At 30.7% G+C, this 24,925-nt stretch carries 21 protein-coding genes and 1 tRNA gene; 18 read left to right on the top strand and 4 right to left on the bottom strand.

From position 1 onward, the window contains the following. Positions 1 to 52 precede the first annotated feature (52 nt). Positions 53 to 967 carry a hypothetical protein gene (locus N508_RS01890; RefSeq protein WP_023276389.1) on the bottom strand — a complete coding sequence of 305 codons (915 nt, stop codon included), beginning with the start codon at positions 965 to 967 and terminating at the stop codon, positions 53 to 55. 33 nt (positions 968 to 1,000) lie between these two features. Next, entirely contained in the window at positions 1,001 to 3,061 is a 2,061-nt protein-coding gene (gene fusA, locus N508_RS01885) for an elongation factor G (protein ID WP_023276388.1), read from the bottom strand. Positions 3,062 to 3,216: 155 nt separating this feature from the next. Here fusA and N508_RS01880 point away from each other — a divergent pair, with 155 nt between their 5' ends. After that, a complete protein-coding gene (locus N508_RS01880; RefSeq protein ID WP_023276387.1) occupies positions 3,217 to 3,486 on the top strand; it encodes an RNA recognition motif domain-containing protein in 270 nt (89 codons plus the stop codon). Positions 3,487 to 3,564: 78 nt separating this feature from the next. Here the strand turns inward: N508_RS01880 and N508_RS01875 are convergent, their stop codons facing one another. Continuing rightward, positions 3,565 to 4,122 carry a hypothetical protein gene (locus N508_RS01875; protein ID WP_023276386.1) on the bottom strand — a complete coding sequence of 186 codons (558 nt, stop codon included), beginning with the start codon at positions 4,120 to 4,122 and terminating at the stop codon, positions 3,565 to 3,567. Between the two features lie 284 nt (positions 4,123 to 4,406). Here N508_RS01875 and N508_RS01870 point away from each other — a divergent pair, with 284 nt between their 5' ends. The 17 genes from N508_RS01870 to trxA all read left to right on the top strand — a co-directional run bounded on the left by N508_RS01870 (position 4,407) and on the right by trxA (position 22,172). After that, positions 4,407 to 5,159: a metal-dependent transcriptional regulator gene (locus tag N508_RS01870; RefSeq protein ID WP_023276385.1), complete on the top strand. Its 753-nt coding sequence runs from the start codon at positions 4,407 to 4,409 to the stop codon at positions 5,157 to 5,159. A gap of 74 nt (positions 5,160 to 5,233) precedes the next feature. Beyond that, a complete protein-coding gene (feoB, locus tag N508_RS01865) occupies positions 5,234 to 7,474 on the top strand; it encodes a ferrous iron transport protein B (protein WP_023276384.1) in 2,241 nt (746 codons plus the stop codon). 16 nt (positions 7,475 to 7,490) lie between these two features. Next, positions 7,491 to 7,661, top strand: a complete 171-nt coding sequence (locus tag N508_RS01860) for a FeoB-associated Cys-rich membrane protein (RefSeq protein WP_023276383.1) — start codon at positions 7,491 to 7,493, stop codon at positions 7,659 to 7,661. A gap of 179 nt (positions 7,662 to 7,840) precedes the next feature. Continuing rightward, positions 7,841 to 8,779, top strand: coding sequence for a DDE-type integrase/transposase/recombinase (locus N508_RS01855; RefSeq protein WP_023275060.1), 939 nt, complete (start codon positions 7,841 to 7,843; stop codon positions 8,777 to 8,779). Between the two features lie 142 nt (positions 8,780 to 8,921). Beyond that, complete coding sequence (dnaG, locus tag N508_RS01850; RefSeq protein WP_023276382.1) at positions 8,922 to 10,631, top strand: DNA primase; 1,710 nt, start codon at positions 8,922 to 8,924, stop codon at positions 10,629 to 10,631. Between the two features lie 5 nt (positions 10,632 to 10,636). Next, positions 10,637 to 12,457 (top strand): RNA polymerase sigma factor RpoD, encoded by a 1,821-nt coding sequence (rpoD, locus tag N508_RS01845; protein WP_023276381.1) that lies wholly within the window; start codon positions 10,637 to 10,639, stop codon positions 12,455 to 12,457. A gap of 3 nt (positions 12,458 to 12,460) precedes the next feature. Beyond that, a complete protein-coding gene (locus tag N508_RS01840; RefSeq protein WP_023276380.1) occupies positions 12,461 to 12,931 on the top strand; it encodes a methylated-DNA--[protein]-cysteine S-methyltransferase in 471 nt (156 codons plus the stop codon). A 69-nt stretch (positions 12,932 to 13,000) separates the two neighbouring features. Continuing rightward, positions 13,001 to 13,210: a TOBE domain-containing protein gene (locus N508_RS01835; RefSeq protein ID WP_023276379.1), complete on the top strand. Its 210-nt coding sequence runs from the start codon at positions 13,001 to 13,003 to the stop codon at positions 13,208 to 13,210. A gap of 8 nt (positions 13,211 to 13,218) precedes the next feature. After that, a tRNA-Leu gene (locus N508_RS01830) sits at positions 13,219 to 13,302 on the top strand. Positions 13,303 to 13,394: 92 nt separating this feature from the next. After that, on the top strand, positions 13,395 to 14,420 hold the full coding sequence (locus N508_RS01825; protein ID WP_023276378.1) for a rod shape-determining protein: 1,026 nt from the start codon (positions 13,395 to 13,397) through the stop codon (positions 14,418 to 14,420). Positions 14,421 to 14,423: 3 nt separating this feature from the next. Continuing rightward, positions 14,424 to 15,221 carry a rod shape-determining protein MreC gene (mreC, locus tag N508_RS01820; RefSeq protein ID WP_023276377.1) on the top strand — a complete coding sequence of 266 codons (798 nt, stop codon included), beginning with the start codon at positions 14,424 to 14,426 and terminating at the stop codon, positions 15,219 to 15,221. Next, positions 15,199 to 15,678, top strand: a complete 480-nt coding sequence (locus N508_RS01815) for a hypothetical protein (RefSeq protein ID WP_040637086.1) — start codon at positions 15,199 to 15,201, stop codon at positions 15,676 to 15,678. Before mreC ends, N508_RS01815 begins: the two co-directional genes overlap by 23 nt. Next, on the top strand, positions 15,653 to 17,500 hold the full coding sequence (gene mrdA, locus N508_RS01810) for a penicillin-binding protein 2 (RefSeq protein WP_023276375.1): 1,848 nt from the start codon (positions 15,653 to 15,655) through the stop codon (positions 17,498 to 17,500). The genes N508_RS01815 and mrdA overlap by 26 nt, the downstream gene beginning before the upstream one ends. 3 nt (positions 17,501 to 17,503) lie before the next feature. Beyond that, positions 17,504 to 18,613, top strand: coding sequence for a rod shape-determining protein RodA (rodA, locus tag N508_RS01805; protein WP_023276374.1), 1,110 nt, complete (start codon positions 17,504 to 17,506; stop codon positions 18,611 to 18,613). 10 nt (positions 18,614 to 18,623) lie between these two features. After that, the gene (locus N508_RS01800) at positions 18,624 to 21,023 is read left to right on the top strand and encodes a TIGR03960 family B12-binding radical SAM protein (RefSeq protein WP_023276373.1); all 2,400 of its coding nucleotides are present in this window, start codon (positions 18,624 to 18,626) and stop codon (positions 21,021 to 21,023) included. Beyond that, complete coding sequence (locus N508_RS01795) at positions 21,007 to 21,804, top strand: TIGR02757 family protein (protein WP_023276372.1); 798 nt, start codon at positions 21,007 to 21,009, stop codon at positions 21,802 to 21,804. Before N508_RS01800 ends, N508_RS01795 begins: the two co-directional genes overlap by 17 nt. Before the next feature lie 50 nt (positions 21,805 to 21,854). After that, complete coding sequence (trxA, locus tag N508_RS01790; protein WP_023276371.1) at positions 21,855 to 22,172, top strand: thioredoxin; 318 nt, start codon at positions 21,855 to 21,857, stop codon at positions 22,170 to 22,172. A 149-nt stretch (positions 22,173 to 22,321) separates the two neighbouring features. Here trxA and clpB read toward each other — a convergent pair whose 3' ends face one another. Then, the gene (clpB, locus tag N508_RS01785; RefSeq protein ID WP_023276370.1) at positions 22,322 to 24,919 is read right to left on the bottom strand and encodes an ATP-dependent chaperone ClpB; all 2,598 of its coding nucleotides are present in this window, start codon (positions 24,917 to 24,919) and stop codon (positions 22,322 to 22,324) included. Positions 24,920 to 24,925: the final 6 nt, after the last annotated feature.

Here is a 24,925-nt window from a genome sequence, read left to right as displayed (position 1 = left end):
GATTTATAATATTTTATATTTATAAGCATATTAATATATCATATCAAAAAACTTATTCTATACGAACTATTTTTATGATTTTATCTGTAATATTGCTGTTTTGGGCTATTTTTTTAGCATTTTCCAGCTCAGAACAGCATAATTTAACAGTATAAGACTTTTCTGTTATACCTGCTTGTTTTATAAGTGCATCAAGATTTCTACTTTTTGCATATTCTATGGCATCACTTTGAGTTAAAAAATCTTCAATATGATTTACTTTATCTTCACCAAACATCTCATTTCCAGTATCTGATTTTTCATACACTTTCCAAATAGAATAAGTATTTGAGTAAGCATCTGTAACTTCAAGTTTGGTATTATTTTTTTCGCTGATTTCTTTTATTTTATTATACTGCTTTTCATCAATATTTTCAAACAATATTGAATATTTTTTTATAACAAGTGCTTTGGCAAGAGATTTATTTTCTGTATTTTTCTGCTCTTTTTTTACAGCAGCACTTTTAACTGTGGTTTGTTTTTCACTTTCTTTCTTTTTATCGGTAGTTTTTTCAGTTTCTTTATTATTAATTATACCAGCAGATTTTGCAGTGTTTTCTATCTGGGCTGTTTGTATAATTTTGCCTGATACATTATCATTTTGAGCAGAAGGCTCTGATATTGTTTCAACAGGAGTTCCTGCAAACTCAAAAATTTGTATTTGAACATATCCTTGTTTTTCTTCTTCAGTTCTTGTATCAGGTGGCGGCGGTGCTTCCACAACTTCAACAACTTTTTCAGAAAAAATACCTAAATAATTTGCAATTAATAATCCAGTTGCAAGAGTAATGGCAGCTGCTAATGCAGCTTTTTTATTTACTTTCCTCCTAGATACTCTCTTAGGCTTATGTTTTAGAGATTCTAAATACTCTCTATTAACATCAGCAAGAGATTTATCATAATAACTATAAAGGTTTAGGTTATGCATAATATATTATCGTCTATTCAATTATTTTATATACTAATCCTTTTTCTCATTAATAAGTTTTGTTGCCAAATGAGTAGGCAGTTCTTCATAATGGCTGAATTCCATAGTAAACATACCATGCCCGCCAGTCATACTTCTTAAATCTGGTGCATATTTAAGGATTTCTGCCATTGGGACAGCTGCACTAATATGCTGTCCTGTAGTCTGTGGTTCAACATTAGTTACTCTGCCGCGTCGTGAGTTTAAATCACCAACTATAGCACCAACATATTGTTCAGGGGCATATACATCTATTATCATAATTGGTTCTAAAATAACAGGTTTTGCTTCTGCTGCTATTTTTTTAAATGCCATAGATGCTGCTATTTTAAATGCCATTTCTGAGCTGTCAACTGAATGATAAGACCCATCATATAATGCAGCTTTAAAGTCTACCATAGGATATCCTGCTAAAATACCTTCTTGTGCTGCTTCAATAACACCTTTTTCTACAGCAGGAATAAAGTTGCGTGGAACAACACCACCAACAATTCTGTCTTCAAATTCAAAACCTGCACCTCTTTCAAGAGGGGAGAGTTCAAGCCATACATCTCCATACTGACCTTTACCTCCAGATTGTTTTTTATATTTGCCTTGACCGTTAGATTTAATTTTAATAGTTTCCATATATGGAACTTTTGGTGTATTTAATTCTACATGCACATTAAATTTTTTCAACAATTTATCAGCAACTATTTCAATATGCATTTGTCCCATACCAGAAAGCAGTAAGTCGCCAGTTTTATCATCTCTTCTAAGTTTTAATCCTTTATCTTCTTCCATAAGTTTTTGAAGTGCAGAAGAAACTTTGTCTTCATCTTCTTTTGATTTAGGAGTAATTGAAAAAGATATAACAGGCTCTGGTAGTGTAACTGCTGGAAAAGTTACAGGGTCCACATCTGATGATAATGTATCAAATGTTTCTGTATATTTTAACTTAGTAGTCATACCTATCTGACCTGCAGTAAGTGTATCACATTTGACAAAGTTTTTACCCTGTAGAATAAAAAGCTGAGTTATTTTTTCATATTCTTTTTTATTAACATTATATATAGATGTATCATTTTTAATAGAGCCTGAATATACTCTAAAAATTGTAAGTTTTCCTGCATAAGGGTCTGCAAATGTTTTAAATACATAGGCAGCAAATTCTTTATCTTCAGCTGTAACATCAACAGGTTCACCAGAATGATCATCAATTGCAAAGGCTGCTTCTTTTTGCAGTGGTGATGGAAGATAGTCAATAATACCTTCTAAAAGAAGTTTTGAGCCAATATTTTTAATAGCAGAGCCACAGAATACTGGAACAAATCTTTTAGTAACAACACCTTCTCTAAGACCTTTTCTAATTTCTGTTTCAGTAAATTCTGCACCTTCAAGATATTTTTCTATTAAATTGTCATCAGTTTCAGATACTGCTTCTATTAGTTTTTGTCTATGAAATTCTGCTTCACTTAATAAATCTTCAGGAATATCTTCTATTGTATATTGAGCAGTAGGTTCAGCAGGATATATTAATGCTTTCATTCTGACTAAATCAATAATACCTTTAAATGAGCTTTCTTTTCCTATTGGCAGAAAGATTGGCAAAGGAACAATGCCAAATGCTTTTTCAATATCACCAAGTGCATTATAAAAATCAGCTCTTTCCTTATCCATTTTATTAATAAATATAAGTTTAGAAAGATTATATTCTTCTGCATACTGCCATACTCTGATAGTTTCAGCTTTCACACCAGTAATTGCAGATGCAATGATTACAGCACCATCTACTGCAGATAAAGCACATTTTGTTTCATGCAGAAAGTTAGTGTATCCTGGTGTATCTATAATATTAAGGAGGTTTTTATTCCAAGTAACTGAAGCAACTTTTGCGTTTATTGAGAATTTTCTTTCTATTTCTATCTGGTCAAAATCCATTACACTTGTTCCAGATTCTATATTGCCTATTTTTTGTGTAGCACCAGTATTATATAAGACAGCTTCTATAAGGCTTGTTTTTCCAGCACCACCGTGTGAAATAAAAGCTACATTTCTTATCATACTTGTTTCCATACAACACCTCCAAAAAACTATCTTTTATAAATACTTAATACTATCAGTAATATTTGCAATATACAAGTGTTTTTTATGGTTTATAAGAAAAAAGTTGTTTTTTTATGAGTAATTATATAATATATTTTTCTATTTATTTACTTTTATGGTGAAATATGAAGCGTATTTATGTTGGGAATTTAGATTATGGAGTTACAGAGAACAGTGTAAAAGAGTTATTTTCTAAGTATGGAAAAGTAGAATCTGTTGCTTTAATAAAAGATAATGGCACTGGCAGATTTAGGGGGTTTTGTTTTATTAATATGGATGATGAATACAGTAAAATGGCAATAGAAAAATTAAATAAAACTAAATTTGCTGGCAGGATAATAGATGTAATGCCTGCAAATATGAAAAAAAGACGAAAAAAGAAATCAAAAGAATAATCAGTAATTAGGTTTATAATAAATAAAAACTGTCAAAAGTTGTTTTCTGACAGTTTTTAAATTTTATATATTTTTAAATTACAGTGATAATACTGCTAAAATAATTGTTACAATAAAACCTGCTGCTATTACAATATAATTTTCAGTTTTTGGAACAAGTTTTCCATTAACATTTTTCTTAAAAATTGCTATAATAAGACCTGAAATATAAAATGAAATTAAAACAATACCATATAAAACTAACATTATCTTAAATAATAACCCGCCTTTTGCTTTATGCAGCATAATCATATCACCAAGAATACTTCTATCCAGCGTGATAATTTCTGTAATACCGTCTTTTTCTTTTAATGTAATAACATATCCTGCACTTCCAATATTTCTATTTATTTTTGATTTATCTAGAGAAACATTTGCTTTTGGCATTTTTATATTATTTTCTTTTGTCCATTTTGCTAAAAATGCAACTTCTTCACCTTTTGGGATAGTATGATTAACTGTATATGATTTAATTTCTGCTCCAGTATCCTGATTAGCTCCTAAAACATATAAAGCTCCTGTTAGACCCATCATTATACCAACAGGAATAGTAAAAAGTGCCATATAAAGATGGATTTTCCTAAAAATTTTTTTCATTACATACCTCATAAATTATTTTTATATATTTTTATTGTAACATATTTTTTTATTTTGGTTACTAATTTCTGACATAAAATTATTAAAAAAATTCATAAATAGATTTTTTGATAATATTTATTAATAAAATAAATTATTCTTTTAGTTAAATCATTAATAATAAAGATTTTATATTTTATTAATAAATATTTTATATCAATATATTAATATTTCATATTGACTTGTCTACTAAAATAGTATATTTATGTATAAAAATAATTTATTAGTGCAAATGGGATATGTATTTGAGTGAAGAACTTACTTCTAGTTTAGAAGATTATTTAGAAACTATTTACCTTATTATATCTGAAAAAGAAGCTGTCAGGCCAAAAGATATTGCTAAAAGGATGAATGTTTCAAATGCTTCTGTTACTGGTGCTTTAAAAACACTTGCAAATAAAGGTATGATAAACTATGCACCTTATGATGTTATTACTTTAACAAATGAAGGGCGTATGGCAGCAATGGATGTATTACGCCGTCATGAGCTTTTAAAAGATTTTCTTGTTAAAGTCTTAGGTATTTCTGTGGAAGAGGCTGATAAAGCAGCATGTGCTATGGAGCATGGTATATCTGTGGAAATTATTGATAAGCTTGCTAGATTTGCTGAATTTATTGAGATATGTCCAAGGGGTGGTGAAGACTGGGCAAATGGTAAAATCAGTCATTGTGATAAGACTGTTTCTTTAGAAGTTTGTCAGGAATGTATCTCTTCTGTTTCAGATAAAGTTCATAAAAATCACTGCAAACAACTGCAAGGAGGTCGTATTGTGAAAAAATTAAATGATGTTCGTCCTGGAGAACGCTGTAAAGTTGTAAAGATTACTTCAAAAGGTAATCTTTTTAAGCGAATTACAGAAATGGGACTTACAACAGGAACTGTCATAGAGGTGGAGAGAGTTGCACCACTTGGTGACCCTGTTGAAATGAAAGTGAAAGGTTATCATTTATCTTTAAGAAAAGATGAAGCATCTAAAATAGAAGTTGAAATGATATAGTTTTATTTTTTTATAATATATTTTAGGATAGACTAAAAAAATACATTTAACTAAAATTATTTATGAGGACTGATATGAAAGAAAATTTAACAATAGCTCTTGCTGGCAATCCAAACTCTGGTAAGACTACTATATATAATGCGTTAACTGGGGCAAGGCAGCATATAGGCAACTATCCTGGAGTTACAGTTGAAAAAAAAGAAAGTATTATTACATATAATAATCAACAGTTAAAAATTATAGATTTACCAGGAACTTATAGTTTAACAGCATATTCTGTTGAAGAAGTAGTTGCAAGAAATGTTATTATTAATGAAAAACCAGATGTTGTTGTTGATATTATAGATTCGTCAAATTTAGAAAGAAATCTTTATTTAGCTGTTCAACTTATGGAGCTTAGAATACCACTTGTTTTTGTGTTTAATATGAAAGATATGGCACAGGAAATGGGTATTAAAATAGATATTAAAAGTCTTTCTAATCTATTTGGAGTTCCTATAATAGAAACAGTGGGCAGTAAAGGGGATGGTATTAAAAATATACTTGATGAAGCACTTAAAGCTGCTAATATGCCTGATATAAAATATCCTGTAATTACTTATGATAAAGTAATAGAAAAATATGTTAACTCTGTTGAAGAATTAATTAAACAGCATTCAACTAATATAGAAAATTATAATACAAGATGGCTTGCAGTTAAGCTTTTAGAAGGTGATAAAGATGTTATGCAGGTTATTCCTTCGCCAATTATTCAAGAAGAAATTAAAAGAGCAAATGTAGATATTAATGAAATGCTTGGTGATTCACCAGAAACTGCAATAGCCAGTGCCAGATATGGCTTTATTTCTGGAGCATGTCAGGAATGTGTTACAACAACAGTTGAAGCAAGACATAATATGAGCGATGCAATAGATTCTGTTTTAGTGAATAGAGTTCTTGGTATTCCTATATTTTTAGGACTTATGTATTTAGTGTTCCATTTAACTTTTACTCTTGGTGACCCATTTATGGGCTTTATAGAGCAGTTTTTTGGATTTCTAGGTGAAAAGGCAAATGTGCTGATAACTCATGATTTGCTTAGGTCTTTAATTGTTGATGGTATCATAGGTGGTGTTGGCGGTGTTATTGTGTTTTTACCAAATATTATATTTTTGTTTATAGCAATAGCTATACTTGAAGCCAGTGGATATATGGCAAGGGTTGCTTTTATTATGGATAAAGTTATGCATAAAATTGGTCTTCATGGTAAAAGTTTTATTCCATTTTTAATTGGCTTTGGCTGCTCTGTTCCTGCAATTATGGCAACAAGAACTCTTGATAACCAAAGAGATAGAATATTAACAATGCTTGTAACTCCATTTATGAGCTGTGGTGCAAGGCTGCCAATATATTTACTTATTATTCCAGCATTTTTTGATAAAAATCAGGCTTTAGTGTTATGGGTTGTATATTTAATAGGTATTGTAATTGCCATAGTTATTGCAAAAATTTTAGGTATGACAGTATTAAAAGGCGAATCTGCACCATTTGTAATGGAGCTGCCACCATACCGTATTCCTACATTAAAAGGTGTATTAATGCAGATGTGGGAACGCAGCTGGCTGTATCTTAAAAAAGCAGGAACAATTATATTATTTGTGTCTATTGTAATGTGGGCATTAACAGTATTTCCATTATTCCCAGAAAATAAAGTTGCGGAATATGAAAAAGGGCTGTCTGAATTAGAACAGATTATAGAAGAAAAAACTGCTGAACTTGTAAAAATTGGTTATGTTGTTATGACTGATGAAAATATGCAGGAAGCAGAAAGCATTAATTCAAAATTAAGCGACAGAGAACTTGCAAAGGCAGAAAAAATTGCAGTAGAAATTGAAGAAGCAAATATGCAGATAGATGAAATTAATAATAAAGTTGCAGAAGCTGAGCTTGAATACAGTGCAGCAGGTAGAATTGGCAAATTTATTGAACCAGTGCTTGCTCCTATTGGGTTTGACTGGAAAATAGGCACAGCATTAATTGGTGCTTTTGCCGCAAAAGAAGTGTTTGTTGCTCAAATGGGTATCGTTTATTCTCTTGGTGAAGCAGGGGAAGATTCTGAAGCATTACGAGATAAACTTCGTGAAAATTATTCTCCACTTGTAGGGTTTGCTATTATGGTATTTGCTCTTTTAAGTGCACCCTGCATGGCAACTTTTGCCATTGTAAAAAGAGAAAGTAACTCATGGAAGTGGGCATTTTTCCAATTCTTTGGTATGACTGCTGTAGCATATATTGTAACATTTATAATATATCAGACAGGCAGACTTTTTATGTAACATAAGGAGATATTTTATGTTAGGAAATATTATTGTAGTATCAATAGTTTTACTGGCTGCTTTTATAAGCATCAGAAAAATATATAAAACATTAACAGGTAAATCAGGCTGTTCATGTGCTTGTGGCAGCTCAAATGGATGCACTTCTTCATGCTGCAGTTCTGCATATAAATTAAAAAATAAATAATTATTGATTATAAACCTGCTTTTAACTAAAAAGGCAGGTTTTTCTCTTTAAAAAATATTAAATTTTTTAAATTCTGTAAGATTATGAGACATATGTTACAAAAATAAGTATAAAAAAATACCTCTTAGTATATAGTATAAAATTAAGCAAAAAACTAAACTAAACTAAGAGGTATCACAATGAATAAAGTGATAATAACAGAAGAAATGCGATTTCGTCAACGGTTATGTGAGTATGCATTAAAAAAAGGAGCAACGAAAGCAGCCCGCAAATATCAAGTGAACCGTATGTTTGTATACAGGCATTTAAAGAAATATGATGGAACAGTTCAGAGTTTATCTTTTAAAAGTCGTAGACCAAGAACCAGTCCAAATAAGCATAGTAAAGAAGAGCTTGATTTAATATTTAACACATATGCCGAGCATGGTTTGTATGGTAATGCGGAGGTATATGTCAGACTTCTAGAAATTGGTTATAATCGTAGTTTTGGCAGTATGTGTATGCAGATAAGGAAGAAAGGCTTAAAGTCATTAAACAAGTCAAAAAAGAGCTATACAAGATATGAACCAATAACAGGTCAGTATATAGGCGACAAGGTTCAGATAGATATAAAATATGTTCCACAGGAATGTATAATGTTTTCCAGCTATGGTAAAAAATATTATCAGATAACAGCGATAGATGAATACAGCAGAATGAGAGTATTAGAAATAGTAGAAGAAAAAAGCACATTTGAAACAGGTAAGTTTTTAGACGAACTGGAAAGTAAATTTGGCTTTCCACTAAAAACAATTCAAGTGGATAATGGCTATGAGTTTGTAAATGATAAGGAAGTTACAAACAAGAAAAGCTATTTTGAAGAGACAGCTGAAAAGAAAGGATATACTATTAAACGAATAAGACCTTATTCACCTTGGCAGAATGGAAAGGTGGAAAGAAGTCATAGAGAGGATGGAAAAATTTTATATGCAAATAATAAATTCTATTCCAAAGATGAATTAATTAAGGCTCTTAAACAGCATGAAGATAGATATAATAATACTGCTAAAACATGCTTAAATTTTAAATCTCCATATGAGATTGTTATTGAAAATAAATTATTGCTTGATTTATATTAAGTTAAGATTTATTTTTTACTAAAAGTGTAACATTTGTCCTGTTAGTTAAGAAAAAAATATTAAATTTTTTAAATTCTTTATTGATTTTATTTTAAAAAAATATATATTAAACCTTTTACTACTATAAGGAGCTGAAATAGTTATGGCACGATTTACCTCATCAATGCTTGAACAGATTAGGTTAATAAATATTGCTTCTATTATAGAGCCTTATGTAGAATTACGCAGTAAAGGCAGAGATTTATGGGGGCTTTGTCCATTCCATAATGAAAAATCTCCTTCTTTTAAAGTAGACAGTGAAAAAGGATTTTTTAAATGTTTTGGTTGTGATGCAAAAGGTGATGGCATCACATTTATAATGCGCAGGCTTGGTTTTTCATATCAAGATGCAGCTATATATTTGGCAGAAAAATACGGCATAAATGTAGAATATGATGGAAAAGAAAATATTCATTCCAAGGATATTTTATCTCTTCATGATGAAATACAGAAGATTTCACGGAAACTTTTTTATACAAGTGCTGGGGAAGAAGCTAGAAAATATATTTTAGACCGCAGCTTTAATGATGATGATTTTAATGAGTTTGGCATAGGTTTTCTTGCCTCTGATGTTAATTATTCAGCAGTTTATAAAATGTTTCCAAAAGATATTCTTTATAATTCAGGTTTCTTTAAAGAGTCAAAATATGGTGCTACTTATGCTAGATTTTTTAACAGATTAATGCTGCCTATTAAAAATATAACAGGCTCAATTGCTGCTTTTGCAGGCAGAAGTTTAGATGGCTCTAATCCAAAATATTTAAATTCAGCAGAAAGCTCTGTATTTCATAAAGGGTATACTTTATTTAATATAGATAAAGCAAAAGATGCTATGAAACAAAGTAGAAATGTGCTTATTGTAGAAGGCTATTTTGATGTAATGCGTCTTTATAAAAATGGTTTTAAAAATTCAGTAGCACCTATGGGAACAGCTTTAACCCACGAGCAGATAGGTCTTTTGAAAAGGTATGCTGAAGAAATAACTATTATTTTTGATGGTGATAATGCTGGAGAAAAGGCAGCATTTAGAAGTCTTGAAAGATTTGCTGAAAGTGGACTTTTCCCAAAGGTTGTTTTTTTACCACAGACTGATGATCCTGACAGTTATATATTGAATTATGGAATAGATAATTTTAAATCATTATATGATAAAAGGGAAGATTTGTTTATAAATATGATTAAAAGACTTGTTCTTTCTGCTAAAAATGATTTTAATATTAAACTTTCAAGGTATAAATCAGTAAAAGATATGCTTTTAAAAATAGAAAATTTGCATATAAGAGATTATTATATTGAAGCAGCAGCAGATATATTTGGTTTGAAAAAAGAAAATATTCAAGAAGAATTAGCAGCAAACCTATATAAAAAAAATGTTGTAATAAATAAATCAGCTAATAAAAATTTATACTTATGCGAGATAGATTTTGCAGCATGTTTATATCATTTGCCAGTTGATATTATTGATGAACTGCTTACAGATATGAATTTGGAAATGATAAATAATGGTGAAATCAGAAGTATTTTAAAAAAATTACTTGAATTTTTACCAAAAATCTCAGATACTAAAGACATTATGCATGAATTAGGAAGTCAATTTGTAGAGCTTGCAATGCGTGAAATTGCAGAAGACAATGTTTATAATGAAGCATTGAAAAATAAAAGACAGATTGAACTTAATTATCTAAAAAAGCGTCAGAATGAGTTGATAGATTTAATGCGAACAACCACTGACAAAACAGCACAAGTCAGTATTTTGCAGGAATTAAATAATCTTACAAAACTGATTGCAGGTAAAAATAAGGATGGTGAATAAATTTTATGTCAAAGAAAATCAAACTACCTGAAGTAAAACAATTAATCACCCTGGGTAAAGAAAAAGGGTTTCTTACTTTTGATGAGATTAATGATGCTCTGCCAGAAGATGCAGCAACAAGTGATTTTCTTGATGAAATAATAACATTGCTCTCACAGCTTAAAATAGATGTTATAGATAACAAAAGTAAAAAAGGAAATATTTTTCCTACAAATGTTGTAATAGATGATGAAGATGATGAAGACGGCTTATCATCTATTGACGGTGAATATCAGGAAGATGGAGAAGAGATTTTAAGCACTGATGACCCAGTCAGACTTTATTTAAAAGAAATGGGAAATATTCCACTTTTAAATAGAGAAGATGAAGTTAATGTTGCAAAAGAGATTAAAAAAGGTCAAAGAAAAGTAATTAAAGCAATTCTTTCTTTTCCGTCAACTGCAGCTAAGTTTATGGAATTTTCAGAAGGTGTTAAAAATGATACAATGCGTCTTAAAGATATAATAGATATAGAAGAAGACGATATTGAAATGGAGCAGCTGCAGGAAGATTTTGAAGAAATGGATGAAGAAGCAGTTAAAGAAATCAAAGACAATAAAGAAGCTCAGTTAAAAGCACAGTTTTTTGATACTATTGATGAAATAGTTAGTAAACTCCGTGAAGATATTACATTATCTGAAGAATATAAAAGAAATGCTAAAAATATGTCTGCTGATGAGCAGAAAAAAAAGAAATCAGAGTTAGAAGCATCAATTGAAGAATTAACAGATAAACTTCTTGATATAAAAGTTAATTTTATGACTATTAATGAAATATCTCAGGATATTAAAATCAATTATGATGCTGTTCAAGACAGTATGTATGAGCTTAATAAAGTAGCCAAAATTTTAAAAGTGGACACTCTTTATATGTTCAGCATTACTCAAGAGGAAATAACTGATATTGCATCTAATCATGGAATGCGTGAAAAAGAAATTAATACTATAATAAATAAACATACTCAAACACTTGAAAAAATAAATACTCATTATAATAATATTGGCATAGAAAAAGAAGAATTTGAGCAGATATATGAAAGCCTTTTAGAAGGTGAGTATGTAACTGACAGTGCAAAATCTAAGCTTATTGAAGCAAACCTTAGGCTTGTTGTAAGCATAGCTAAAAAATATACAAACAGAGGTTTGCAGTTTCTTGATTTAATTCAGGAAGGTAATATTGGTCTAATGAAAGCTGTTGAAAAATTTGATTATTCAAAAGGTTATAAATTTTCTACTTATGCTACATGGTGGATTAGGCAGGCAATTACAAGAGCTATTGCAGATCAGGCACGCACTATCCGTATACCTGTTCACATGATAGAAACTATCAATAAAATGATGAAAGTAACACGCAACCTGCAGCAGGATTTAGGCAGGGAGCCAACACCTGAAGAAATATCTGAAAAAATGGATATACCAGTTGAAAAAATTAAAAAGGTTATGAAAATAGCAAAAGAGCCTGTATCTCTTGAAACACCTATAGGGGAAGATGAAGATTCAAGCCTTGGAGATTTTATTGAAGATAAATCAGCTAAAAATCCATCTGATGAAGTGACTTATTTAAAATTAAAAGAACATACAAGAAATATACTTGATACTTTATCACCAAGAGAAGCCAGTGTGTTAAGGCTGAGATTTGGTATTGACTGTGATTCTGACCATACATTAGAAGAAGTTGGCAAAAAGTTTACAGTAACAAGAGAGCGTATCAGGCAGATAGAAGCAAAAGCGCTTCGTAAATTAAGGCATCCTACAAGAAGCCGTATTATGAGAACTTTTACGGATTAATGTGTGAAATTATATTATTATACATATAAAACTATCATTGGTAATTTAAATATTACTTCTGATAATTTTTATATAAGATATATTTCTTTTGGAAAGTATCATCAATATAATAATATGTTTAAAGAAACTGAAATAATAAATAATGCTTTTATGCAGATAGATGAGTATTTGAATGGCAGGAGAAAAATATTTAGTATAAATATTAAATATGAAGGCACTTTATTTCAGCAGAAAGTATGGAAGGCTTTATTAAATATTCCTTATGGCAGTATAATATCTTATAAGGAACTGGCAGAAAAGGTGTTTTCACCAAAAGCATACAGAGCAGCAGGCTCTGCATGTGGACAAAATCCATTACCAGTAATTATTCCGTGCCACAGAGTAATTCATTCCAATGGAAGTATTTCTGGCTATGCTTTTGGGAAAGAAATTAAAACATTTTTGTTAAATTTAGAAAAAAATAGCCATATATAATAAAAAATATTGCAATTTAAAATTTATTATAGTAAACTTTTTTCGTAAAAATAAAAGGAATGTTTCTTTATGAAGTTAAGTGCAAGAAACCAATTAAAAGGAACTATACTAGAAATTGAAAATGGTGCAGTTAATGCTATTATTAAATTAGATATTGGTAGTGGCAATATTATATCTGCTACTGTATCTATGGATGCTGTTAAATCATTAAATTTAGCAGTTGGCAAAGAAGCTTATGCAGTTATTAAATCCACATCAGTTATGGTTGGTGTAGAATAATCGTATATGCCGAAATGGTGGAACTGGTAGACACGCAGGTTTCAGGTACCTGTGGGGTAACACCTGTGGGGGTTCAAGTCCCCCTTTCGGCATTTTATACAATATATACAAAATAATTTATTCAAATAGAGTGTTTTATATATAGTGTATAGTCTCAATAATACTTGTGTGAGGTATAGTAATAATGTCTATGAATTTTATGTATAATATGTTTTCAAGCGATTTAGCTGTTGATTTAGGCACAGCAAATACTCTTATATATGTTAAAGGCAGAGGTGTAGTTTCAAGCGAACCATCTGTTGTTGCCATAAATAGTAATACAAGAGAAATCTTAGCAATTGGTCAGGAAGCAAAGAATATGCTTGGCAGAACTCCTGCAAATATCAGTGCTGTCCGCCCAATGAAAGATGGTGTTATTGCAGATTATGATACTACTGAAAAAATGATTAGATATTTCATTCTTAAAGTTCATAATCGTAAAAGTCTTGTCCGTCCTAGAATGGTTATATGTATTCCATCAGGTGTTACTCAGGTAGAAAAAAGAGCTGTTAAAGATTCTGCTATTCAGGCAGGAGCAAGAGAAGTTTATTTAATAGAAGAGCCAATGGCAGCAGCTATTGGTGCAGGGCTTCCTATCCAAGAGCCGTCAGGTAATATGGTGGTAGATATAGGTGGAGGCACAACAGAAGTTGCTGTTATATCATTATCTGGTATAGTATATGCCAATTCTGTCAGAGTTGGTGGTGATGAGATGGATGATAATATTGTCAACTATATTAAACGCCAGTATAATCTTCTAATAGGAACTGCTACTGCAGAAGATTTAAAAATCAAGCTTGGTTCAGCTTTTCCATTAGAAAATGAAATTAAGACAGAAATTAAAGGTCGTGATTTAGTTACGGGTATTCCTAAAACAATAGAAATCTCTGATTCTGAAATTAGAGAAGCACTTAAAGAATCTATTGGAAAAATAGTTGATGCTGTTCGTATAGCATTAGAGCAGACTCCACCAGAACTTTCTGCAGATATAGTTGACAGAGGTATTGTTTTAACTGGCGGTGGTGCATTGCTGAAAAATCTTGACAAACGCTTATCTCATGAAACAGGTTTACCTATTATTGTTTCTGATGACCCGCTTAAAGCTGTTGCTTTAGGTTCAGGTAAAGTGCTTGATGATTTAGAACTGCTTAAAAAGGTTGCAGTAGAATAACAAATGTTTAAGTGGAGAAGGCTGTTTCTTGCTATCATTATTATACTGCTTATTATAATAGTGCAGGCAAGAAATATTAATGTTGAAAGTCCATTTCGTGGTTTGCTTGGTAATGTTGTAAACCCAGCCATCTTTCTTACTAATAAAGTTTTTTCAAGTATTGGTAATGTTTGGAATTCTTATGTTAATTTAGTAAATGTTCAACAAGAAAACAAAGAATATAAGAAGTTAATTGATAATCTAACTCTTGAAAATGCTTTGTTATCAGAAAAACTTAGTCAAAGTGAAAGGCTGGAAACTCTACTAAGGCTGTATAGAACTTATGATTTTAAACAAATGCCTGCTAATGTTATTGGTGTAAGTGACGGCTATGTTAAAAATATAGTTATTGATGCAGGGGATATTGATGGTGTTGAAAAAAATGCTCCTGTAATAGGTTTTCAAGGTTTAGTTGGCAGAGTATCTAACACTTATGCAACAACAAGTGAAGTAGATGTTATTTTAAATATTTCATCAAATGTTAGTGTAATGAACAGCAGAACTCGTGTATCTGGAATTATGCGTGGTGATGGTGAGGGTCGTTTGTATGTTGATTACTATGACAGATTAGATGATGTGCGTGTTGGTGATGTATTTGTTACATCAGGGCTTGGAATGTTATACCCAAAAGGTATAAGGATAGGTAAAGTATCGGATATTGTTAGTGATAATACAGGGCTTTTTCAAAAAGTATTTATAGAGCAGTCCGAAGATTTTTATAAATTAGAACATGTTTTCGTTGTTAAAAGTAATTCAAAATAGATATGTATCTATTATTTTAATACTGATTTTATACTATGTGTTATCCCACACAACTTTTCATTTTTTATCAAATGTTAATTTCTCTATTATTTTATATGTACTTATTGCTTCTAAAATAAATGAAGAAACATATTTACCTTATTCTATTATTTTTGGTTTATATTCTGATTATGCAGCAGGCTCATATATTGGTTTAAATGTATTATTTTTCTTATTTTTATCTTTAATAAAAATGTTTACAGAATATAAGTTTGATTTAAAAACATCTTTTTCATTAGTTATATTTAGTATATTTGCAATATTATCATATAATATATTTTTGTCTCTTATATTAGGTTACAATGTTATTTTATCATTGTTATATATATTGAAAATCAGCATAATTGATTTTATTCTTTATCTTATCATTTTTTATTTAATGGAGTTTAGAAGTGCTTTTCGCAGCATTAAAAGATGACCTTTTAGGTTATTATAAAAGAAGAATTATTTTATTTTTTGGAATTTTTGTATTTATTTCTTGTATTTTATTTGCCAGATTATTTATTTTACAGATTATACAATATGAACAGCTTGCAGTTGATGCAAATAGAAATAGAATAAAAACAAAAGAAATAATTGCAGAAAGAGGTTTTATATATGATTCTAAAATGAATCTTCTTGTAAGTAATACACCATCTTATGACCTTGTGTTAAACAAAGATGATATAAGGCGTGGTGATGATATAATAGGTATGCTTAAACGAGTAAAGGAAGTCATTGATTTTGATATGAATAAAGTTATGAAAGACTTAAAAGATAAGCATATACCATCTGTTTTGATAAGCAGAGGTTTAAATCTATCTGATATTGCTTATTTTGAAGAGTATGCTGATGATTTTGCTGGATTAAGTGTTGAGCTGCACTCTGTAAGAAAGTATGCAGATGGACTTTCTTACAGCCATATATTAGGCTATGTAAGTGAAGCAACTCCTTATGATATAGAAAAGAACAAGGGAATATATAAACGGGGAAGCTATATTGGAACTATGGGAGTTGAGCTTCAGTATGAAGAAATACTACGGGGAAGCTCAGGGTCTATGGAAATTGAAAGAGATGCAAGAGGCAGAATTGTTAATATATTAAGAGAAGATCCTGCTGCAGCAGGTAATGATATTGTATTAACAATTGATGCAGAGTTACAGCAGTATGCAGCAGAAGTTATGGAAAATAAAAAAGGTGCTGTTGTTGTTTTAGATATTGCAGATAATTCTATGCTTACTCTATATTCAGCTCCAAGTTATGATTTAAATATGTTTACTCCATATCTTAATGAAACAGAGTGGGAAAGAATACACAGAGATAAAAGAAGTCCTTTGATTAACCGTCCTATTGAAGGTCAGTATGCTCCGGGCTCTGTTTATAAAGTAGCCATGGCATTAGCTGGTTATGAAGAAAAAGTAGTAACGCCTGAAACTGCTTATAAATGCTTAGGAATATTTCATTTAAATTCATATTTTTCATATAGATGCTGGAAAAAAACTGGTCATGGCAAAGTAAATATGCAGGAAGCATTAGCACAGTCATGTGATGTTTATTTTTATAATTTAGGACTTTCTCTTGATATTGATAGAATGGAGTATTATTCGAAAATTTTATCTTTGGGAGAATATACTGGTATAGATTTACCTAATGAAAAAACAGGTATATATCCATCAAGAAAGTGGAAAAAGGCAGCAAGAGGAGATATATGGTATCCTGGTGATACTGTTAATACATCTATCGGACAGGGGTATATGACTGCAACACCATTGCAGATTGGTGTTATGATGAGCGGTGTATTCAATGGTGGTAAAGTATATAAACCAAGAATATTAAAAGGTATTATAGATCAAAATACAGGTGAATATACTGAAAAAGAATCAGAATTAAAACACCAGATATATGTATCAAAAGAAATACAGGATAATATTATGGCAGGTTTAATTGATGCAGTATATAAACAAGGCGGCACTTCAGGCAGAGCAAGAGTAAAAGAAATGAAAATAGGTGGTAAAACAGGAACTGCTCAAGTAGTAAGTGCAAAAATTACTGAAAGATATGAAAAAGATGAAATACCAGAAGAATATAAAGACCACGCATGGTTTACAGGTGTTTTCCCATCAAAAGAGCCTAAATATGTTATTGTAGTTTTAGCAGAAAACAGTGGCGGTGGAGGTGCAAGTGCAGCACCAATAGGTGGTAAAATAATTAAAAAAATGCTTGATATGGGGTATGTTAGCCCAGATAAAAATAAAAGGTAAAATATGTTTGCTAAATTTAAAAAATATTTATTTGAAACAGATTATTTGCTTTTGGCTGCTGTTTTATGTCTTGCAGGCATAGGTATTGTTTCAATATACAGTGCTGGTTATAATCCATATACTGGTGAAACTGATGCTTTTTATAAAAGACAGTTTATGTGGCTTGTGCTTGGTATTATTTCTTTTTTTGTTATGAGTTATATAAATTACAGAAAAGTTGTAAGATTAACACCTGTAATTTATAGTGCAGGAATAATACTTCTTTTAATAGTGTTAATATTAGGGCATATTAAAATGGGAGCACAAAGGTGGATAGGAATAGGGTCTTTTAGAATACAACCATCGGAAATATTTAAAATAATATGGGTTATATCTCTTGCCTGGCTTTTTATGGATTTTGATGGCAAAAGGCTTAGTTTATTTAAGATAGTGCAAAAATCGTGGATGCTGATAATTCCATTTCTTTTAGTTTTTTCTCAACCTGATTTAGGGACTGCATTAACTTATGTTGCAGTATGGGGTATGCTTTTACTTATGCTTGGAGTGCAGCGTAATGTATTTATTATTGCATTAATTGCTGTTGCAATTATCGTGCCTATTGGCTGGCAGCATTTACATGATTATCAGCAGACAAGAGTAAAAGTATTCCTTGGATTAGTGCAGGATAAGCAGGGGGATGGATACCATGCAGAGCAGTCAAAAGTGGCTGTTGGCAGTGGTGGTATTAATGGTAAAGGATTTCTTGGTGGAACTCAGGCACATTTAAGCTTTCTGCCTGAAAGTCATACAGACTTTATATATTCAGTTATTAATGAAGAACATGGTCTTATTGGTGGAACTGTTGTAATTTTACTTTTTTTATTTTTGATATTTAAGATATTTAGTATTGCTGTCAAAACAAAGGAAGCCTCAGGCAAATTGATTGCTATGGCTGTAGGCTGTTATATATTTTTCCAGTTTATTATTAATGCAGGTATGACTGTTGGTATGGTGCCTATTGTTGGTATTCCTATGCCTTTTGTCAGCTATGGTGGGACATCTCTGCTTTCTTTTTTTACAATGGTAGGTATAGTGAATTCTATACATTTAAGAAGATATTCTTTAACAGATTAAAGGGATAGATATGAATATAAAAGAGCTTATTAATGTTTCAAAACCTGCTAGATATATTGGGGGTGAGCTTAACTCTATAATTAAATCTGATAATGACTTATTAAACTTTTGTTTAATATTTCCAGATATTTATGAAATAGGCTCAAGCCATGTAGGTTATAAACTGCTTTATGAAAGAGTAAATAAGTCAGATAAAGTATACTGCCAGCGTTTTTTTGCACCTTGGAAAGATGTTCTTGATTATTTTGGAAAAGATATATTTAGAAGTCTTGAAAAATCAAAACCGCTTGATGAGTTTGATGTTTTAGGATTTTCTATACATTATGAGATGAGCTATACTACAGTTTTAGCTATATTAAAGTATACTGGTATTCCATATAAAACAGCAGATAGAAATGAAAATTATCCAATTATTATTGCTGGTGGTTCCTGCACATATAATCCTGCACCACTGCTGCCATTTATTGATGTTTTTTACATTGGTGAAGGAGATGTTAACCTTAGAAAAGTTTTAGAGTATATAAAAGAATTAAAAGATAAAAATACATCAAAAAAAGATATATTAACTGCATTAAACAAATATTCTTTTTTATATATTCCAAGTATAGAAAAAGATAAGAAAGTAATGCGTGATATATTTTTAGATTTTCATACAAGTGATTTTAATTATGCACCTGTTGTGCCATTAATACCTGCAATACAAGACAGAGTTTCTGTAGAGATTACAAGAGGATGCACTGCTGGGTGCAGATTTTGTCAGGCAGGTATGATATACAGACCTGTAAGGGAAAGAAATACTGATAAAATAGTTACTGATGTTTTAAATCAAATAAAAGAAACAGGTCATCAGGAAGCATCACTGCTTTCACTTTCAACTGGTGATTATTCTCAAATAGAACCTTTAATATTAAACCTAAATAAAAAACTTTCATCATCAAATATTTCTTTATCAACACCATCATTAAGAGCAAGTAGTGTTTCAGAGACTTTATTTAAAGAAATATCAAAAGTTCGTAAATCTGGGTTTACAATAGCCCCAGAGGCTGGAACTCAGAGAATGAGAGATATAATTAATAAAAATTTATCTGAAGATGATATTTTATCTGCTGTAAAACTTGCTGCAGAAAATGGATATACAAGTGTTAAGCTTTATTTTATGATAGGGCTGCCTTATGAAACAGATGAAGATATTATAGGCATAGCAGATACTGCATCAAAAATTAAAAAAGCAGTGCAGGAAGTAAAAAAAGGTTCTTTTGATATTTCAGTATCAGTTTCTCATTTTGTTCCAAAGCCACATACTCCATTTCAAAGATTTGGACAGGTGCCAAAAAGTGAGCTTGAACGCAGAATGTATATGCTTAAAGATGAACTTCGCAGAAGAAAATTTAAATTTAAATTTCATGATACTAGAATGAGCCTTTTAGAAGCATTTTTATCACGAGGTGATGAGAATATTTCAAAAGCATTAGAATATACAGTAGAGCATGGATTTTATCTTGATGCATGGGATGATTTTGTAGATTATAATAAATGGATAGAGTTATGTAATGAAATAGGCATTGATATATCTGAAATGGCAGAAAAAGGATATAATGAAAATGATATTTTACCATGGTCTAATATACTAACTGGTATTAGTGATAAGTTTTATATAAAAGAAATAGAAAAAGCAGAGCAGGGACAGGCAACTATTGATTGTAGAAATGGAAAATGTTCTGCATGTGGTGTATGTGATTTTAAAACATTAGAGCCACAAAAATCAGAAGATATTACAGATATTTTACCTGAAAGAAAAGAAAATAAAATAATCTGTCAGTATGAAATTATATATGAAAAATTTGGAAAAGGTGTATTTTTCTCTGCTCTTGATTTAAATAGAATATTTATTCACAGTCTGCTTGTGAGTGGTGTAGATTTATCATATAGTCAAGGGTTTAATCCTCACCCTAAAATTAATACATGGATTCCTTTACCTGTTGGTATGGAAGGTGAAAACGAAGTTATGAGTTTTGAATCTGCTGCTGTAAATATAGATAAGTTTATAGAAATTTTTAATAATAATCTTCCAGAGGGTTTAAAAGCAAAAAGTATAAGGCAGATAAATTCAATGAAAACAGGAACAGAATTTATTTCAACTTATAAATTAGCTGATGAAACCAATAATATATTTAAAGAGATAAAAAAAGAAAACAAACTCTTTTATAGTAAAAAGGATAAAAAAGGCGGTTTGAAAACTGTAAAAATAGAAGATTATTTAATTGAATATAATATTGAAACAGGTATTATAATATTAAAAGCAGGTAATGCAGGCGGGTTTAATTTAATAGAACTTATGCGTCAGTATATGCCGCTTCAAAATATTAATATAACAAGGTTAAAGGTAAAAAAAGATGACTTCTGCAGATAAAGATAAAATATATAATTTTTTGGAATATTTATATAAATTTTATAATAATAAAGAATATATTTATTCTGATCCTATAAGATTTCCTCACGAGATAAAAGGGGATACTGAGTTTATAGCATTTACTTCAGCATCTTTTGCTTATGGTAATATGAAAGCGATACAAGGTTTTTTATATAAATATTTTGAGAATGCAGGAAGCTCTATTAGCAGCTTGAATACTGATATAAATAACAGCCTATATTACAGATTTCAAACAAAAGAAGATGTTGCAGCATATTCAAAACTTATGAAAAAAGTATATGATAAATATGGCAGCATATATGGCCTTTTTAAAGCTGCTGATGCGGTAACTGTTGAAAATATTGATAAAGGTATAATACTTCTTCGTTCACATTTAGATGAAATAACTCAAGGATTAAATTTTTTACTTCCAGTGCCTGGGAAATCTGCATCAAAGCGTTTATATATGTTTTTACGCTGGATGGTTAGAAAAGATGATGTTGATTTTGGATTTTGGAATGAGTTTAACAAAAAAAGCCTTTATATGCCGTCAGATACTCATATACTCCGTTTAGCATGTAATTTAGGTATAATAGAAAAAAATGAAAAAGGGAAAAAAGCAGTTATAAAGGTAACTGATTTTTTTAGAGATTTAAACCCTGAAGATCCTGCAAAATATGATTTTTCTTTGACTAGGTTAGGGATTATAAGTGGTTGTCAGTATTCAGAAAATGATATATGCGAAAAATGTTCTCATCAAAAAATTTGTCTTTTCCATTGACTTTTTCAAAAAAAAGGATAAATTTAGTATTAATTAAAAGGAGGCTAATTATGGCACTAGAATTTAATGAAAATAATTTTAAAGAAGAGGTTTTAAATAGTGATAAACCTGTTCTTGTAGACTTTTGGGCAGTTTGGTGTGGACCTTGCAAATTACTTGGACCAACTATTGATGAATTACACAAAGAATTAGAAGGAAAAGTTAAAGTTGGTAAAGTAAATGTAGATGAAAACCAAAATTTAGCTGCACAGTTTGGTGTTATGAGTATTCCAACTGTTATAATTATGAAAGGTGGTAAAGTTGTTGAGCAGTTTATTGGTATGCAGCCAAAAGGCGTATATATTGATGCATTAAATAAACATATGTAATATTTCTATATTAGCTTTATTACAGGATATATTATATAAATTATATAAAAACCTAAGTTTATTATAAACTTAGGTTTTTTTATATTTATAGATATACTTTATAAAAAATACCTTGTTACATTTAAGTAACAAGGTATTTTAATTAATTTTTACTTGATTACAATTTTGCCATCTTTTGCTGTAAGATGAATATTAGTATTTGGTTTAGTTTCACCTTTAATGATACTTTCAGCTACTAAGTTTTCTATCATTCTTTGAACTGCTCGTTTCATAGGTCTTGCACCAAATGTAACATCAAAGCCACTTTGGACAATTAAGTCTATGGCATTGTCATCTACTTCTAACCCAATAGGAAGTTCAGCTAACCGTTTTGCTACTCCATTTATTAAAAGTCTTGCAATTTCTGCAATATTTTCTTTTGTTAATGGGTGGAATACTATAATATCATCAACTCTGTTTAAAAATTCAGGTTTAAAATACATAGAAAGCTCATTAATTGCAATCTGATTTATTTTTTCATATTTTTCTTCCAGAGAGCCAGTTTGTGAAAACTCTTCCATAATATTTTGAGAAGCCACATTTGATGTCATAATAACAACAGTATTTTTAAAATTTACAACTCTTCCTTTAGAATCAGTTAATCTTCCGTCATCCAACAGCTGCAGCAATATATTAAATACATCTGGGTGAGCTTTTTCTATTTCATCAAGCAGTATTACTGAATAAGGGCGTCTGCGGACTTTTTCTGTTAACTGACCGCCTTCTTCATAACCAACATATCCTGGAGGTGCACCAATTAATTTTGCCACAGAGTGTTTCTCCATATATTCACTCATATCTATACGAATTAATGCTTCTTCTGTATCAAATAAAAATTCAGCCAGTGCTTTTGCAAGCTCAGTTTTACCAACACCAGTAGGACCAAGGAATATAAATGAACCCATAGGTCTTTTTGGGTCATTAAGCCCTGCACGGCTTCTTCTAACTGCTTCACTTACTGCTTTAATTGCAACATTCTGCCCTATAACTCTTTTATGCAGATAGCTTTCCATATTTAACAGTTTATCTGCTTCTTCTTCTAAAAGTTTTGTAACAGGCACACTGGTCCATCTAGAAACAACTTCTGCAATGTCTTCTTCATCAACTTCTTCTTTAAGCATAGCTTTTCCATGCTGTATGTCTTTTAATTTTTCAGTAACTTCTTCCTGCTTTTTAGCAAGTTCAACAAGAGTGCCGTATTTTAACTGGCTTGCTTTTTCTAAATCACCACTTCTTTCAGCAAGTTCTGCCTGATGTCTTGTATTTTCAATTTCTTCTTTAATATCTCTTGACTGCTTAATAATATTTTTTTCATTATTCCATTGAGTAGAAAGAGTGCCTATTTTTTCTTTTAAATCACCTAATTCTTTTTCAATATTATCACATCTTGTTTTAGATGCTGCATCAGTTTCTTTTTTCAGAGCCTGCCTTTCTATTTCAAGCTGTCTTGCACGCCTTTCAAGTTCGTCAAGTTCTGCTGGCATACTGTCTATTTCCATTCTTAAGCGGGCAGTTGCTTCATCTATTAAATCTATTGCTTTATCTGGCATAAACCTGTCAGCAATATATTTGTTAGCTAAATGAGCAGCTGCAACTAATGCACTGTCTTTTATTCTAACACCATGGTGAATTTCATATTTTTCTTTTAATCCACGCAGAATAGAAACAGTATCTTCCACAGATGGCTCTTTTACTATAACAGGTTGAAATCTTCTTTCAAGTGCTGCATCTTTTTCAATATATTTTTTATATTCATCAAGAGTTGTAGCACCTATGCAGTGCAGTTCACCCCTTGCAAGAGATGGTTTTAAAATATTTGCAGCGTCCATTGCACCATCAGTTGCTCCAGCACCTACAAGAGTATGAATTTCATCAATAAATAGTATAATTTCACCATTTGATTCCTTTATTTCTTTTAAAATGGCTTTAAGTCTGTCTTCAAATTCACCTCTGTATTTTGTGCCAGCAATTAATCCGCCCATATCTAATACAGCAATAACTTTATTTTTAAGGCTTTCTGGAATATCACCATTAATAATTCTTTGTGCCAGTCCTTCAGCAATAGCTGTTTTGCCAACACCAGGTTCACCAATTAACACTGGGTTGTTTTTAGTTCTTCTTGATAACACATGTATTACTCGTCTTATTTCCTCATCTCTGCCTATAACAGGGTCAAGTTTTCCATTTCTTGCAGCTTCAGTTAAGTTAATAGTGTATTTTTCAAGAGTATTCATTTTATCTTCTGGGTTTTGGTCAACTATTTTGCTGCTGCCTCTTATTTCTTTAATTGCTTTATTAATATTTTTTTCGTCAATACTATTACTTGCAAATATTTTTCTTAAAGAATATCCTGCATGCTCAACAGCACCTAAAAGTAAATGTTCTGTTGAAACATATTCATCACCCATTTTTTTAGCCATATCAAAAGCATAATCTATAGCTTTTTGAGCATCTGGGGATAATGTTGGCTGCATAGAGCCTGATACTTTTGGCAGAGAATCAAGTATTGATTTAATTTCTGCTGCAGTCATATCAAGATTTACCCCAAGTTTTTGTAGAAGAGGGCGAATAAGACCATCCTTTTGGGTAAGTATTGAATAAGTTAAATGTTCCACCTGAAGCATTTGGTGAGACAAACTTTCTGCTAATTTTACAGTGTCCTGTAAAGCTTCCTGTGCTTTGATTGTCATTTTGTTGTAGTTAATCATAATTAC

This window comes from Mucispirillum schaedleri ASF457 (assembly GCF_000487995.2).
In the GTDB taxonomy this organism is placed as follows: Bacteria; Chrysiogenota; Deferribacteres; order Deferribacterales; family Mucispirillaceae; genus Mucispirillum; species Mucispirillum schaedleri.
Note: the sequence above shows the minus strand (reverse complement) of the source record. Positions and strands in the feature narration are given on the sequence as shown.

Bases quoted from the DNA above. Each gene is read 5' to 3' on its own strand.
- N508_RS01795 (WP_023276372.1), top strand. From the start codon at position 21,007: ATGACTTCTGCAGATAAAGATAAAATATATAATTTTTTGGAATATTTA.
- clpB (WP_023276370.1), bottom strand. From the start codon at position 24,919: ATGATTAACTACAACAAAATGACAATCAAAGCACAGGAAGCTTTACAG.
- rpoD (WP_023276381.1), top strand. From the start codon at position 10,637: ATGTCAAAGAAAATCAAACTACCTGAAGTAAAACAATTAATCACCCTG.
- feoB (WP_023276384.1), top strand. From the start codon at position 5,234: ATGAAAGAAAATTTAACAATAGCTCTTGCTGGCAATCCAAACTCTGGT.
- N508_RS01890 (WP_023276389.1), bottom strand. From the start codon at position 967: ATGCATAACCTAAACCTTTATAGTTATTATGATAAATCTCTTGCTGAT.
- dnaG (WP_023276382.1), top strand. From the start codon at position 8,922: ATGGCACGATTTACCTCATCAATGCTTGAACAGATTAGGTTAATAAAT.
- N508_RS01860 (WP_023276383.1), top strand. From the start codon at position 7,491: ATGTTAGGAAATATTATTGTAGTATCAATAGTTTTACTGGCTGCTTTT.
- N508_RS01855 (WP_023275060.1), top strand. From the start codon at position 7,841: ATGAATAAAGTGATAATAACAGAAGAAATGCGATTTCGTCAACGGTTA.
- N508_RS01880 (WP_023276387.1), top strand. From the start codon at position 3,217: ATGAAGCGTATTTATGTTGGGAATTTAGATTATGGAGTTACAGAGAAC.
- mreC (WP_023276377.1), top strand. From the start codon at position 14,424: ATGTTTAAGTGGAGAAGGCTGTTTCTTGCTATCATTATTATACTGCTT.
- rodA (WP_023276374.1), top strand. From the start codon at position 17,504: ATGTTTGCTAAATTTAAAAAATATTTATTTGAAACAGATTATTTGCTT.
- N508_RS01825 (WP_023276378.1), top strand. From the start codon at position 13,395: ATGTCTATGAATTTTATGTATAATATGTTTTCAAGCGATTTAGCTGTT.
- N508_RS01875 (WP_023276386.1), bottom strand. From the start codon at position 4,122: ATGAAAAAAATTTTTAGGAAAATCCATCTTTATATGGCACTTTTTACT.
- N508_RS01835 (WP_023276379.1), top strand. From the start codon at position 13,001: ATGAAGTTAAGTGCAAGAAACCAATTAAAAGGAACTATACTAGAAATT.
- trxA (WP_023276371.1), top strand. From the start codon at position 21,855: ATGGCACTAGAATTTAATGAAAATAATTTTAAAGAAGAGGTTTTAAAT.
- fusA (WP_023276388.1), bottom strand. From the start codon at position 3,061: ATGGAAACAAGTATGATAAGAAATGTAGCTTTTATTTCACACGGTGGT.
- N508_RS01800 (WP_023276373.1), top strand. From the start codon at position 18,624: ATGAATATAAAAGAGCTTATTAATGTTTCAAAACCTGCTAGATATATT.